The following is a 12604-nucleotide window of genomic DNA, read 5'->3' on the forward strand; positions in this document are numbered from 1 at the left end:
TCGAGATAGCAGGTGAGCATGTGGACGTGATTGATCTGAAGGTCGTCGACGCCGTCGCCCGGCATGGCAGCATGAACAAGGCGGCGGTGGAGTTGAACACCGTGCAATCGAATGTCTCGTCGAGAATTCGCTCGCTGGAAGACGAACTGGGCGTTTCGCTGTTTCAACGCAGCGCCAAGGGCGTTCAGATCACCCCGGCAGGGCGCCGTGTTTTGCCGTATGCCGCCAGGCTTGCGAAGTTGCTGTCCGACGCGTCGGCCGCCGCCCGGGACGACGGCAAGCCCACCGGCGTGTTGGAAATTGGCACGCTGGAAACCACCCTTGCACTTCGTTTGCCATTGCTCATCGCGCGCTTCGCCAAGGCCTGGCCTGACGTTCGTCCTGTGGTGCGCACCGGAACGACCAGCAGCCTGATTCAAGACGTTGTCGACTGCAAGCTCGAAGGCGCGTTCGTGGCCGGGCCGGTTAGCCACCCGGAATTGCAGGCCGACACCGTGTTCAATGAGGAACTGGTACTGGTGACCGCCCGCGCGGTTCGCACGCTTGAGAGCGTCGCCGCTATCTCGCACTTGAAAACGGTGGTGTTCCGCGTGGGGTGCTCTTATCGCCAGCGGCTGGATGCGCTGTTGGCGAGCCTGGGCATGGTCGCGCCGGAGCCGCTTGAGTTCGGATCGATCGATGCGATCATCGCCTGTGTGTCAGCGGGAGTAGGGATCACGCTGCTTCCAAGAGGTGTGGCCGCCCACGCATGGCAGGAGGGTCTGGTCGCGGTTCACGAAATTCCGCCCGCCTTCGCGCAGGTCGAGACTGTGTTTGTGCGACGTCTCGATGGCCACTTTTCCAGCGCGCTGGTGACCTTTCTCGACAGCGTGCACACAGAAGGGCAGGCGCGAGGGTCGAACATTCGGCAGCTCGCGTGATACTCAACGAGCGGTTTCAACCGGGCTGCGCGCTGCCACGATGTCGATCAAGAGCGCCAGTGCAATGGCCCCTGTACCGATCACGAACAGCAGCGCGTAGTTGCTCCCGCTGTAGGTGAACAGGTACGAAAAACCGTACGCCGCCACAGCCTGAAACAGGGCAAACCCCACCGTTGCGGTGCGCCACGCTGCAGCTTGCTGAGCCGGGTGGTGTACGAGCAATTCGTGCACACGGCCCAATACCAATGGCACCGTGCCGGTCACGAAAGCGCCGACCACGACACTCGACGCCATCAGCCAGGGTGTGCCGAGCCCCAGCGCGGGAATGCACACGCACACCCCTTCCAGAATGAACGACAGGCGCAGCGCCAGACCGAAGCCTACCCGGTCCGCCAACACGCCGGCGAGCAAAGGCCCAAGGGTCGCGCCGATGCCGAACAGCACCCAATATTGCGCGCCCGTTTCCAGCCCTTTGTTCAGTCCATGGGCCACGAACGCAACCAGGAAAATCATGTGCGGCACCCAACCTGCCGCGTTGAGGGCGTACTCGGCGTACAAGGCTCTCAGCGTGGTGTTTTTCGATTGGCGAGGATGATGAGTCGCATTGGCCGGCGCCGCTTCGTGCGTCGGCCAACCCTTCCAGGCGAGCGCCGTGAACACCAGACAAATCAGGCCCAGCCCCAGCCACGTCTGCTTCAGGCCTTGCTGCAATAAGAGCGGCACGAGTGTGCCCGACGCCGCGATACCGACCCCGACCCCCATGAAAATGAGCCCGCCTGCCAGCCCTCTTTTGGCGGGTGAAACATGCGCAAGCACTGCGGGCGCCGCCAACACCATCAAGGCGCCGCCAGAAATGCCCGACAGCAGTCGCCAGGCAAAAAACCAGAGGTAGGAAATCGGAAAGGCACAGGCCAGAAACGCAACACTGGCGAGTAGCATCATGGCCCTGAGCGTGAAGGCTGTGGACGATTTGTCTGCCATCACTCGACCTGTCAGCGCGCCGATCAAATAACCCGCGAGATTGGCAGCGCCCAGATAGGCGGCCTTGGACGCATCGAACCAGCCCGCATCAATGATGGCTGGCAACAGGGGCGTATAGGCGAAGCGCGCCAGACCGATCCCGACCAGCGTCGCGAGAAATCCCGCCGCGATGCCCCATCTGGCGTTATGGGAACGATCTTGAGCCGTTTCAGCTTGGGAGAATGCGTGAGCCTTTTCCATCTTCGTCGCCTGTTGAGTTCAGATACAACCACCCTACGCCCGGAGTGGGTATCTGAATAAGCGAAAAGAACTGAACGCTGGTATCTGATAAAGAGATTGTTCGAGGCTGTCTGAGTACCCTCGTTTTTTATGTTCGACTCAACATCAGCGGATTGAGACGCCCACGACAATCGTATGACACAGGCTCAACGCGCTGTGCCATTGATGAGGACTGCCTTGCGAGGCGGGGTTTCGTGTCAGTTGCCGACGTGTTGAAGGGTTTCCAGGGCTTGCAGCAGGACTGCCTGGGCAGGTCCGTTTAAATATTGTCTGAGCTCTTTCTCGATCTGGGTTTGTGCAGTGAGCCAATACGGCTCCGCGTCCCGTAAGACGTGCCTGCCTTCATCGGTCAGGCTGGCGCGTTTGTAGCGGGCATCCCCTTCGCTGGAAGTCTGGACCCAGCCAGCCTCGATCAGCAGTTTGAGGTTGCGTGAGATAGTCGTTTTGTCCAGCGAAAGCTCCGCGGCGACCTCGTTATAGGTCGCCTCCTTCAGACGATCCAGTCCGCGCAACAGTGTGAGCTGAGTGATCTTCAGCCCTGCAGGCCGCAGGGCTTCATCGTAGATGCTGGTCAGCGCATTGGCGGAGCGCCTGAACTGGGTGCAATAGCATTCGGTGAACATCGATGAATATCTCCACCCGGCAACGGGAATGTATATGCATCCATTCTATAGCACTGAGGGCGATGTCGCGCCCGATAAAGCAACCCGATTTTTGCGCGGATGCCTTTCGTCTGCTGGTAGATAAATTTCCCTACACTGGTGCATATACATCAGATGCAGGTGCATCTATAGTGACTTCAAGTGGATTGCATTCGTATGCAATCTATCGCTTGAACGCTTGAATAATAAAAATGAGGACTGAAAAAATGCCGATCATCGTTTGCAACACTCGCGCCGGGCTCGACGTTGACGTCAAGCGCAGAGTCGCCAAAGCCATCACCCTCGCGGTGAATGAAATCATCAAATCGCCCCTGCCAATCATCAGCGTGATCTTCAATGATCTTGCTTCTGAGAGCAGCTATGTGGGCGGCGAACCAGGCGCCGATACCCTCATCATGTGCAACATCCGCGCGGGGCGTTCTGAAGAAGCCAAGGTCGCTCTGGTCAAGCGCGTCAGCGCGCTGTTCAGCGAGTTGGCGGGTGTGCCGGAAGAGCGTATCGAAACCGGCCTTCTCGAGTATGTCGCCAAGTACATCATCCGGGGTGGCAAGCAACTCCCGGACCCACCCTACGCTTGACGCTTCACAGCAAGGTGCAGGGACGCACCGGCAGCAATCACAACAATAAATACATCGATGCATGCACATGCGTAAGGAGAAACAATGAACAGTCCAGACTCTGTGGCGGCGAAAAAAACGTCGCCCAAAATGTCAACCATTGCCCTCGCCAGCTTCATCGGAAGCACCATCGAATGGTACGACTTCTTTCTTTATGGCATCACTTCCGCGCTGGTCTTCGGCAAGTTGTTCTTCCCCGCCAGTGACCCCCTCAACGGGACGCTGCTGGCCTTCGGAACATTCGCCGTCGGCTTCATCGCTCGCCCGTTCGGCGGCATCATCGCAGGCCATTTGGGTGATCGCATCGGGCGCAAATTCGTGCTCGTCGCGACACTCTTGGCGATGGGCATCTCTACCACGTTCATCGGTCTCGTACCGTCCTACCATTCCATCGGCCTCGCTGCCCCCGTGCTGTTGATTCTGCTGCGTGTCGTACAGGGCCTGGCCGTGGGCGGGGAGTGGGGTGGTGCGGCGTTGATCGCGGTCGAACACGCACCGCCCGGCAAACGGGGGTTCTACGGCAGTTTTCCGCAGATGGGCCTGCCGGCCGGTCTTTGTCTGGCAACCGCCGGGATGGAGTTGGCGAGCCGACTGCCGGAATCCGAGTTTCTTGAATGGGGCTGGCGCGTGCCGTTCGTGTTCAGTGCAGTGTTGGTCGTCGTAGGGCTGCTCATCCGCTTGCGCATCGAAGAGCCGCCTGCGTTCCGTAACGTGCTCGACGCCGACACCCGCGTCAAACTGCCGATCCTTGAAGCGATCCGCCGGTTTCCCCGCGCGATTCTACTGTCGGCGGGGCTGCGTTTTGCCGACAACATTCTTTACTACGTTTTCACAACGTTCGGCTTGATGTACATGAGTGGTCACCTCGGCCTGCCGCGTCAGACGGTGCTCTACGCCATCCTGTTGGCGGCCGCACTGGAGCTGTTAACCAACCCGTTCTTCGGCGCGCTGTCCGATAAGGTCGGCAGACGACCCGTGGTGATCTTCGGTGCGCTGGTGGCTGTGGCCGCGCCGTTTCCGTTTTTCTTCCTGGTCGGGACGGGCAATCCACTGTTGATCCTGCTGGCGGAAGTCATGGTGCTGTCGATTGCACACGCCGCCGTGTTCTCGCCCATGGCCGCCTGGTTTGCAGAGATGTTCAGCCCGGAAGTGCGTTACAGCGGCGTCACGCTGGGTTTTCAGCTCGGTGCGCTCGCAGCCGGTGCGCCAACGCCTTTGATCGCAACTGCATTGCTGGCCAAGTACAACGACTACACAGCGGTGGCTATCTTCGCGATGGTAGGAGCGGCCGTCACACTGATTTGTGCGGTCATGGCCAGAGAGTCACGTGAAGTGGCATCGCCAACAGCTGCGCCGCTGATTTCAGCAGGGGCTGTGCGCAATCGCTGACCAAAGCGTGTGGATATGTAGGCAAGAAGGGTGTCGGTATGACCCGTTAACCGGGTTGGAGCTAGGGAGAGAAGGAGGCTGGAGCGGGTGAAGGGAATCGAACCCTCGTTATCAGCTTGGGAAGCTGGAGTAATGCCATTATACGACACCCGCTTTTGACGCTTTCAGCGGCTGACTTTGTACCAGAAGCGGGCATTGAATTGAAGCGTTAAATGCCTTGTAGCGGAAATAGACGGGCATTGCGCAAAGGTTCGGGATTCATTCACCAGTCGTGCAGAACGGTTGATGGCGAATGAATCCGATCCCGGAGACCTTCACGGTCAAATGGCAAATGCATGGTTCGACTGCACCTGTCGGTAACGTAGGCGGGCGGGTTCTGGGGCCGGGGTAAGGAAGCTCATCAGCGCGTTCTGGGATTCCAGGCACGCCGCTTTGTTTTCCATGTCCAGAAAATGCCCCGCGTTGTTGATCGTGGTGAAGTGGCAGTCGCGGATGTGGTTCGCGAACAGCCGGGCGTCAGGCGCTGCGGTGTATTCGTCCCACTCGCCGTTCATGAACAGAACCGGCACATTGATGCGCTTGGCGGCTTTGATCTGGCCGTGGGTGGTGGTGTCCAACACATGATTGATGTGATGGTGCATCTGCGCATACTCATGCAGGTCCAACGAGCTGACGTGCCGATAGTTGAAGCGCTTGAACAGCGACGGCAGGTGCTTGCCGATGGTGCTGTTGATCAGCGTACCGACTTCGTATCGGTCGAACGCGCCCAAATGCTGCTGACCCCGCGTTAGGTAGTCGTGCATGTGCTCGTTGATGACCGGCGAGAACGAGCTGATGACGGCCTTCTCGATACGCTTGGGCCGGTGCGCCAATGCCACCAGTGCCGCTGCGCCACCCCAAGAAAACGACATGACGTGTTCGGCATTGAAGTGGTCGATCAGCTCTAGCAGGATCTGGCCTTCGACTTCCTTGGTCAGCGGTTTTTCATGGACGTTGTGAGGCTTGGATTTTCCCGCATAAGGTTGGTCGTAGAGCACGACGTTGAATTGCGGATGCAGATTGCGGACGGTTTGAGCGAAAGATGCTGTCGTGGCCAGTGAGCCGTTGACCATGACAATGGTCTTTTCGGCGGCATCTGCGCGATAGAACTCCGTGTAAACCCGAAACTGGCCCTGTATATCAAGCACAGCGATTTCTGGCCTCATATCCATGTCTCCTGACGTTAAAACAGGTGTGCGCGCAACCACGTTGCACGAGTTTCGTGACAGGTAGGCAATGCCTTGAAAGGGGGCCCATGTCAGTCCGGAACGGTCTGGCCGACAGGTGTTGTTATTGGCGGGCGGTTTGCCGACCCGGTGCCTGAGGCGCCTGGAGCCGACAAAAGGTTTCTTGGAATACGTGCGTGACTCTCCGGTCACATGCGGACCGACGGTTGGATTCAAGCAGCCGATCCGGGAACCCGCAAGTGCCGTTCGGGAATTGTCCTACACGATCTGCCGGGCGGTCGAAAGACGTCAGATGAGCTGAATCTCTTCAGCTGCCAGTGGGCGGTACTCGCCGGGTCGTAACAGGGGATCGAGCACGAGCGGCCCCATGCTCTCGCGATGCAAACCCACGACCTTGTTGTCGAAAAAGCCGAACATGCGCTTCACCTGATGGTAGCGGCCTTCCATGATGCTCAGTCGCGCGTGATGAGCGTCGAGGATGACCAGATCCGCTGGAAGGGTCGTCAGGTCTTCGAAGGCGAAGTAAACGCCCTCAATGAATTTCTCGACGTAGTGCTCGCTAATGGCTTGTTCGGTTTCGACGTAATAGACCTTGGGCAGTTTGGTGGTGGGCTGGGTCAGGCGGCGCGACCATTGGCCGTCATTGGTGATCAGCATCAGGCCCGACGTATTGAAGTCCAGACGCCCGGCAATGTGCAGGTCATGCTTGTCGGGTTCATGCAGCAGGTCCAGAACGGTGGGGTGCTGCGGGTCGGTCGTGGCGCTGACGCAACCGGGCGGCTTGTGCAGCATGAAATAGCGGGCGGACTTGCCGATTTGCAGGGTGTCGTCGTCGACCATCACGTGACTGAATTCACGCACCTCGTGCAACGGGTCCTTGGTGATCAGCCCATCGACCCTGACCCGACCCGCGAGCAGGGCCAGGCGCACGTCCTTGCGACTGAAGCGGGGGAGGTTGCTGAGGAAGCGGTCGAGGCGCATGGCGAGTCGGCGTGCATAAAAAGGAGGGCATGTTATGTCAGACGGGCCTGATGCTGAACCTGAGGCAGCGAATTTATTCGCGAAAGAATCCGTACATCCGACCTATCTGTATCAGCGATGACACCGCCTCGCGAATGAATTCGCTCCTACAGGTATTTTTGCGGCGCGACGAAGTGGGGGGCTGACTCACGCTCAATTGTAGGAGCGAATTCATTCGCGAGACGGTAGCGCCGCTGACGGAGATGGGTGGAGGCTATCGAGGTTGTGTCGGCATGGCTTCTTCGACTAATCCGGCGCAGCGCGGGCACAGGCAGGCCTTGTTCCTAATGTCGTTAGGCAACGCCGCCAGCACGGCGGGATCGATCGTTTCTGTGAAACACCAACAGGCACGACTTGCCGTCCGGGGATCGGCCAGCGTGCAGCGATTGCTCTGGCCGCAGACAGGGCAAATGTCAGCGCCGTTCGATACAACGGTCATGCCGGTTCGGCCTCTTCGGTACAGACCCGATTGCGTCCGCTCTGCTTGGCGCTGTAAAGCGCCTGGTCGGCACGGGCAATCAGGCTTTGCAGGGTGTCGTCGGGGTGCGGCTCGGTCAGGCCCAAACTCACCGTGACTTGCAGGGCGGAACCTGTGAACACATAGGTATGCTGCTCCGCCAACAAGCGAATTTTCTCGGCGACGCGTTGGGCACCGCTGCTGCTGGTGTCCTTGAGCAGGATGATGAACTCCTCGCCACCCCATCGGCAAATGATGTCACTGTCTCGCAAGCAGCGCCTGACATCGTCGGCAAAGCCAGACAACACTTCGTCGCCTGCGAGATGGCCGTGGGTGTCGTTCAGCCGCTTGAAATGATCCAGGTCCAGCAGCATCGCCGACAGCGCCTTTTGATCGCGGCGGCATTCGGCAATGGCACTCATCGCGATCCGGTCGAAGCCCCGACGATTGGGCAGGCCTGTCAGGCTGTCGACCATGGCTTGTGTCTCGATGCGTACCTGAAAGCGGCGAACCACCCGGTTAAGTAGTACCAAGACCAGCAGCATCACGGCCAGACAGATCAGCAGATTGAGATAAAGGGACTGGCGGATGTCGGTCAAAGCGCCGTCTTCACGCTTGTCGACGAACAGGTACCAGTTCAGCTCCGGGATGTAACGCACGTTGAGAAAATGGGCGTCGCCCAGCGAGTCATATTGATAGCTGCCGCTCACCGGTTTGGGCATCTGATTCAGCAGGTCCTTGAGGTCTGGAAGTTCGCGCAGCACCTGACCAATCTTCGCACCCTGCGGCCCACCCCCGGCCCCTGTCAGCACCAGTCGCCCGAACGCATCGACGAAATACACGCTGCGCTGGTAACGCTCCTGATAGCGATCCATCAGCTTGATCACGGCGTCCACCGTCAGACCGACGCCTGTGGCCCCGATGAAGTTATCGCTGTAATCGAACACCTTGTAATTGATGAAAAAGGTCAGGTTGTCCTTGTTCGCAAGGTCTGGATCGACGTTGATTTCGTACGGCTCAGCCATGTCGCGCACCCGGTAATACCACGCATCGCGGGGTTCATCCGGTCGGATTTTTTTCAACACGCCTTTGGCCTGGTAATAAGTCAGGCTGTGATTTGAGACGAAAAACGAGGTGTAGGCGCCGTAGTGGTCCATCACCTCTTTCAGATAGCGGGTCATTTGCTGCGGGTCTTTTTCCCCAGCCACCACCCAATCGCGCACAAACGTGTCGCGCGCCATCATCGACGAGATCAACACCGGGCGGACGAGGTCTTTCTGAATCTCGGAATAAACCGTGTCGGACGTCAGCGGCAGCTCGGTATTGACGATGCTGTCGCGGATGGCATTGCGCGAGGCGATGTAGCTGAGCAGCGACGTCGCCAGAAAACCGCTCCCCAAGAGAATCACCAACGTCAACAGCAGGGAGCGTTGTGAATGGAGCGTGGAACGAAGGGGCATGACCAGTCCGATTGAATAAGGGGTCCACTAGGCGAGACATGCTAGCCTGATGCCATGCCGTTGCGCCATGGGGCGTCAGCGGTTTGCAGCCTGTCCTGGCAAATCCCACGGACCCAAAGCGCGACTGCTGACCAACGCTAACCTCCATCGAAATTAGAGCGATCTATACAAGGCACAGCTAAAGAAGTGAGACTGTCTAGTACGAAGTTATTAAAAGGTGGCGAAATTTCACGGCAGTTATAGGAAATATCCTACTCATTTGTAGATTGAAAAAGTATCGGCTGCCATTAAGCTTTAGTTTGCAACGGACGACGCCTGGCATGAAGGCAGCCGTTATCCCAAGGAACACTACTTTTACCAGGAAGGTTAATTATGAAATACCAATATGTCTGCGCAGCCTTGATGATGAGCCTATCGGGCGTTTCCATAGCTGCAGTCAATGAATCCTGTCCCGGCTCTATTGATATTCAGCATACGGCGGGCATCTTTACTGCCCCTACGGCAAGCGGGAAGGGTGAGTGGGTGGGTGTCCTGTCGACCCCAGATCCTAAGCCAATCAAACGTTTCGAAATGGCGACGGTTTACTCTGGAAAAAACGAATCAAATGGTACGTTTGGCAAATGCGCTTACATGACCGAAGGTGGTGAGCGAATCGATCTGCGTTATCGCCCAGGTGAAAGTTCCGAGATTGCTGTTCAGCTGGAAAATACGTCCGCCTGGAAACGCACAGAGGGGCCGTTTGGTGTTGTTATCTATCAATGCGATAGTCCGGAAAAAAACGCTTGCGCTTTTTCTGAGCTGAAATAAGTTTCGGGTCAATGCCCAGCGGTTCGGATTTCACGTCGGGTGATAAAAATCCTATAAAACCTGCACGACACTTCGTCAGATGGTGACGCGAAAAGGGCACTGCATGCCCTTTTCGCTGTCAGACCAAATGTTCTCCTAGTAATATCGAGAACGCCGACCAGCGCCGCTGGTTTGAGCTCTATCGCGGTCCAGGAGGCCGCTATGTATCGACGAAGCTTGCTTACCGTGTTGATGACGTTGTCTCTCGCAGGTTGTTACGGAGGAGGCTATTACGAACAGGAAACCTACACGCAGCCCGTTTACAGCAGCGGATACGTGTATGACGGCTATCGGGCAGTAGGCCCGAGTGGCTATTCGGGAGGCTACGGCCCCTCTATCTATTACTCGCCGCGTTATTACTCGGCGCCTCGCTATTACGCGCCGCCACCGCGCTACTACGGCCCAGGTCCAGGTTATGGCGGGCGTCCAGGCTACGGCGGACGCCCCGGTTACGGCGGCGGGCACTGGAATGGTGGCGGCGGAGGCTACCATGGCGGTGGTTCAGGTTATCGCCCACCACCCCCGCCTTCCGGTCCAAGACCCGGTGGTGGAGGCTGGCATGGCAACCCCGGAGGCGGCCCGGGCCCTGGCAGACCGGGTGGCGGTGGCAACTTCCATCGCGACGGCGGTTTTGGCCGAGGCGGGCATGACAGCCAAAGTGGTGGCAGTCGGTAAGAGCAGCCACAAGCCTCAAGCTTCAAGCACGGTCGAAGGTGGCCGTGCTTTTTTCTTGCCGCTCTAAAAACTCCCCGCTCGTCGCTGTCTTTTTAGTATTCGGACAGATCCGCCAGCGGATGCCGTCCTTCCCACGCCTTTTCGAAATGTGCCTCCACCACCGCCAGCGGAATGCTGGCGATGTCCTGCCAGTGCCAGTGAGGCGTGTGATCCTTGTCGATCAATCGCGCGCGCACGCCTTCGGCAAACTCGGGATGACGACAGCAATTGAGGCTCATGCTGTATTCCATCTGAAAGACTTCAGCCAGCGACATGTGCCGCGCACGCTGGATCTGTTCCCACACCAACAACACCGTCATCGGACAGCCTTCGGTCAGCGTCTTCGCAGCCTTCGCCAGTAGCGCATCCGGCGAATGCAATTGATGCTTGAGCGCATTCCACGCACAGATCGCGTCGCCTACATCCAGCCATTCGTCGATCTGCTGCCGACGGGGTAGCCATTGCGCGGGAGGCAATTGCTCTGTCGCCTCCTGCTGGAGCGCCTTGAACAAGCTGTTGAGCTGAACGGCGGTCTGTTCCTGCCAGTTCAATTGCAACAGGCGATCGATCATTTCTTCCTGCTGATCGTCCAATAGAAAACGGTCTGCAAGGTCTAGGTCCAGCGCGTCACGGCCGTTGATGTGCGACCCCGTCAGCCCCAGAAACAGGCCCAGCTTTCCGGGCAGCCGCGACAGAAACCAACTGGCGCCGACATCCGGGTACAGGCCGATGTTGATCTCGGGCATGGCGAGTCGGCTGCTCGGCGTGACCACGCGAATGCTGGCGCCCTGCAGCAAGCCCATGCCGCCGCCCAACACGTAGCCATGGCCCCAACAGATGACCGGTTTCGGGTAGGTGTGCAGCGCGTAATCCAGTCGGTATTCCGCTGCAAAGAATTGCGCCGCCAGGGGCGGGACTTTTCCCGGCTTGCCGTGAGCCGCTTCGACCAGCGCACGGACGTCGCCGCCCGCACAGAAAGCTTTCGCGCCGTTGCCGCGCAGCAACACACAGACGATTTGTGGGTCGCTGGCCCATGCGTCGAGGCGATCCTGCAGGGCAAGAATCATGGGCAGGGACAGCGCGTTCAGTGATTTTTCCGCATCCAGCGTGGCGATGCCCAAGCGGGCGCCGTCGGTTCCGGTCAGCTCTTCGAATTGCAGATTCATCGTGACCTCTTGTTCGTGGGACAGCTGTCAATCAAGGCTGTGAGTCTCCCGGATGGCGGGAAGTTGCACAGGGTCGATGCAGTGGAGTGTAGGAAACCCCCGATGCGCTGCGCTGGAAATAATTGGTCATAGCCCCTAAAGTCCGCGCATTGATTTTCCGGATATGAACATGACTGACCACGATCGCATCAAGCTGGAGCCCAGTTGGAAACAGGCTCTGCGCGAAGAATTCGAGAAGCCCTACATGGGCGAACTGCGCGAGTTTCTGCGCCAGGAGCACGCGGCAGGTAAAGAGATTTATCCGCCAGGCCCGCTGATCTTCAATGCGCTGAATTCGACGCCGCTGGACGCCGTGAAAGTGGTCATCCTCGGCCAAGACCCTTACCACGGGCCGAATCAGGCCCACGGCTTGTGCTTCTCGGTCCAACCGGGCGTGCCTGCGCCGCCGTCGCTGGTCAACATCTATAAAGAGCTGAAACGCGACCTGAACATCGACATTCCCAACCACGGCTACTTGCAGTCGTGGGCGGATCAAGGCGTGCTGATGCTCAACACCACCTTGACTGTCGAACGGGCCAACGCAGCATCACACGCGGGTAAAGGCTGGCAGCACTTCACTGACAAGATCATCGAAACCGTCAGCGCCCATCAGCCGCATCTGGTGTTCCTGCTGTGGGGGTCTCACGCCCAGAGCAAGAAGAAGCTGATCGACGCGTCCAAGCACCTGATCCTGACCTCCGTCCACCCGTCGCCGCTATCGGCCTACAAAGGCTTCCTCGGTTGTGGGCATTTCGGGATGGCCAACAAGTATCTGCAGCAGAATGGCCTCACACCCATTGAATGGCGATTACCCGCGGTTGTGTAAGG

At 58.4% G+C, this 12604-nt stretch carries 13 protein-coding genes and 1 tRNA gene; 6 read left to right on the plus strand and 8 right to left on the minus strand.

The window, feature by feature from the left end; all coding sequences use genetic code 11:
- Nucleotides 1–20: 20 nt before the first annotated feature.
- The gene (locus ACIQAL_RS20570) at nt 21–920 is read left to right on the plus strand and encodes a LysR substrate-binding domain-containing protein (protein ID WP_401148850.1); all 900 of its coding nucleotides are present in this window, start codon (nt 21–23) and stop codon (nt 918–920) included.
- 3 nt (nt 921–923) lie between these two features.
- On the opposite strand, the gene ACIQAL_RS20575 is transcribed toward ACIQAL_RS20570, so the two are convergent.
- Complete coding sequence (locus tag ACIQAL_RS20575; RefSeq protein ID WP_401148853.1) at nt 924–2141, minus strand: YbfB/YjiJ family MFS transporter; 1218 nt, start codon at nt 2139–2141, stop codon at nt 924–926.
- A 236-nt stretch (nt 2142–2377) separates the two neighbouring features.
- Nucleotides 2378–2803 (minus strand): MarR family winged helix-turn-helix transcriptional regulator, encoded by a 426-nt coding sequence (locus tag ACIQAL_RS20580; RefSeq protein ID WP_401148856.1) that lies wholly within the window; start codon nt 2801–2803, stop codon nt 2378–2380.
- A gap of 245 nt (nt 2804–3048) precedes the next feature.
- Here ACIQAL_RS20580 and ACIQAL_RS20585 point away from each other — a divergent pair, with 245 nt between their 5' ends.
- Both ACIQAL_RS20585 and ACIQAL_RS20590 read left to right on the plus strand, forming a co-directional pair.
- Nucleotides 3049–3420 (plus strand): tautomerase family protein, encoded by a 372-nt coding sequence (locus ACIQAL_RS20585; protein ID WP_401148859.1) that lies wholly within the window; start codon nt 3049–3051, stop codon nt 3418–3420.
- 84 nt (nt 3421–3504) lie between these two features.
- Nucleotides 3505–4848, plus strand: coding sequence for an MFS transporter (locus ACIQAL_RS20590; protein ID WP_401148860.1), 1344 nt, complete (start codon nt 3505–3507; stop codon nt 4846–4848).
- Nucleotides 4849–4927: 79 nt separating this feature from the next.
- On the opposite strand, the gene ACIQAL_RS20595 is transcribed toward ACIQAL_RS20590, so the two are convergent.
- From ACIQAL_RS20595 to ACIQAL_RS20615, 5 genes are all read right to left on the minus strand, one after another.
- Nucleotides 4928–5001, minus strand: a tRNA-Gly gene (locus tag ACIQAL_RS20595).
- A gap of 167 nt (nt 5002–5168) precedes the next feature.
- The gene (locus tag ACIQAL_RS20600) at nt 5169–6053 is read right to left on the minus strand and encodes an alpha/beta fold hydrolase (protein WP_401148862.1); all 885 of its coding nucleotides are present in this window, start codon (nt 6051–6053) and stop codon (nt 5169–5171) included.
- A 309-nt stretch (nt 6054–6362) separates the two neighbouring features.
- The gene (locus tag ACIQAL_RS20605) at nt 6363–7055 is read right to left on the minus strand and encodes a pseudouridine synthase (RefSeq protein ID WP_401148865.1); all 693 of its coding nucleotides are present in this window, start codon (nt 7053–7055) and stop codon (nt 6363–6365) included.
- Between the two features lie 253 nt (nt 7056–7308).
- Nucleotides 7309–7533 carry a cysteine-rich CWC family protein gene (locus ACIQAL_RS20610; protein ID WP_401148868.1) on the minus strand — a complete coding sequence of 75 codons (225 nt, stop codon included), beginning with the start codon at nt 7531–7533 and terminating at the stop codon, nt 7309–7311.
- Nucleotides 7530–9011 (minus strand): diguanylate cyclase, encoded by a 1482-nt coding sequence (locus ACIQAL_RS20615; RefSeq protein WP_401148870.1) that lies wholly within the window; start codon nt 9009–9011, stop codon nt 7530–7532. The genes ACIQAL_RS20610 and ACIQAL_RS20615 overlap by 4 nt, the downstream gene beginning before the upstream one ends.
- 372 nt (nt 9012–9383) lie before the next feature.
- Between ACIQAL_RS20615 and ACIQAL_RS20620 the strand changes: the two genes are divergently transcribed.
- On the plus strand, nt 9384–9818 hold the full coding sequence (locus ACIQAL_RS20620; protein ID WP_401148873.1) for a DUF3757 domain-containing protein: 435 nt from the start codon (nt 9384–9386) through the stop codon (nt 9816–9818).
- Nucleotides 9819–10019: 201 nt separating this feature from the next.
- Complete coding sequence (locus ACIQAL_RS20625) at nt 10020–10532, plus strand: hypothetical protein (RefSeq protein ID WP_401148875.1); 513 nt, start codon at nt 10020–10022, stop codon at nt 10530–10532.
- A 92-nt stretch (nt 10533–10624) separates the two neighbouring features.
- Here the strand turns inward: ACIQAL_RS20625 and ACIQAL_RS20630 are convergent, their stop codons facing one another.
- Complete coding sequence (locus ACIQAL_RS20630; RefSeq protein WP_401148878.1) at nt 10625–11737, minus strand: enoyl-CoA hydratase/isomerase family protein; 1113 nt, start codon at nt 11735–11737, stop codon at nt 10625–10627.
- 169 nt (nt 11738–11906) lie between these two features.
- On the opposite strand from ACIQAL_RS20630, the gene ung reads away from it, so the two are divergent.
- Nucleotides 11907–12602 carry a uracil-DNA glycosylase gene (gene ung / locus ACIQAL_RS20635; RefSeq protein ID WP_401148881.1) on the plus strand — a complete coding sequence of 232 codons (696 nt, stop codon included), beginning with the start codon at nt 11907–11909 and terminating at the stop codon, nt 12600–12602.
- The last annotated feature ends 2 nt before the right edge of the window (nt 12603–12604 follow it).

It is taken from the genome of Pseudomonas sp. NPDC088368, assembly GCF_044753445.1.
Classification (GTDB): Bacteria; Pseudomonadota; Gammaproteobacteria; order Pseudomonadales; family Pseudomonadaceae; genus Aquipseudomonas; species Aquipseudomonas bambusae.

Excerpts from the sequence above, each read along its gene's own strand:
- ACIQAL_RS20580 (WP_401148856.1), bottom strand. The coding sequence starts at position 2,803 with ATGTTCACCGAATGCTATTGCACCCAGTTCAGGCGCTCCGCCAATGCG.
- ACIQAL_RS20625 (WP_401148875.1), top strand. The coding sequence starts at position 10,020 with ATGTATCGACGAAGCTTGCTTACCGTGTTGATGACGTTGTCTCTCGCA.
- ung (WP_401148881.1), top strand. The coding sequence starts at position 11,907 with ATGACTGACCACGATCGCATCAAGCTGGAGCCCAGTTGGAAACAGGCT.
- ACIQAL_RS20585 (WP_401148859.1), top strand. The coding sequence starts at position 3,049 with ATGCCGATCATCGTTTGCAACACTCGCGCCGGGCTCGACGTTGACGTC.
- ACIQAL_RS20630 (WP_401148878.1), bottom strand. The coding sequence starts at position 11,737 with ATGAATCTGCAATTCGAAGAGCTGACCGGAACCGACGGCGCCCGCTTG.
- ACIQAL_RS20620 (WP_401148873.1), top strand. The coding sequence starts at position 9,384 with ATGAAATACCAATATGTCTGCGCAGCCTTGATGATGAGCCTATCGGGC.
- ACIQAL_RS20610 (WP_401148868.1), bottom strand. The coding sequence starts at position 7,533 with ATGACCGTTGTATCGAACGGCGCTGACATTTGCCCTGTCTGCGGCCAG.
- ACIQAL_RS20575 (WP_401148853.1), bottom strand. The coding sequence starts at position 2,141 with ATGGAAAAGGCTCACGCATTCTCCCAAGCTGAAACGGCTCAAGATCGT.
- ACIQAL_RS20605 (WP_401148865.1), bottom strand. The coding sequence starts at position 7,055 with ATGCGCCTCGACCGCTTCCTCAGCAACCTCCCCCGCTTCAGTCGCAAG.
- ACIQAL_RS20615 (WP_401148870.1), bottom strand. The coding sequence starts at position 9,011 with ATGCCCCTTCGTTCCACGCTCCATTCACAACGCTCCCTGCTGTTGACG.
- ACIQAL_RS20600 (WP_401148862.1), bottom strand. The coding sequence starts at position 6,053 with ATGAGGCCAGAAATCGCTGTGCTTGATATACAGGGCCAGTTTCGGGTT.
- ACIQAL_RS20590 (WP_401148860.1), top strand. The coding sequence starts at position 3,505 with ATGAACAGTCCAGACTCTGTGGCGGCGAAAAAAACGTCGCCCAAAATG.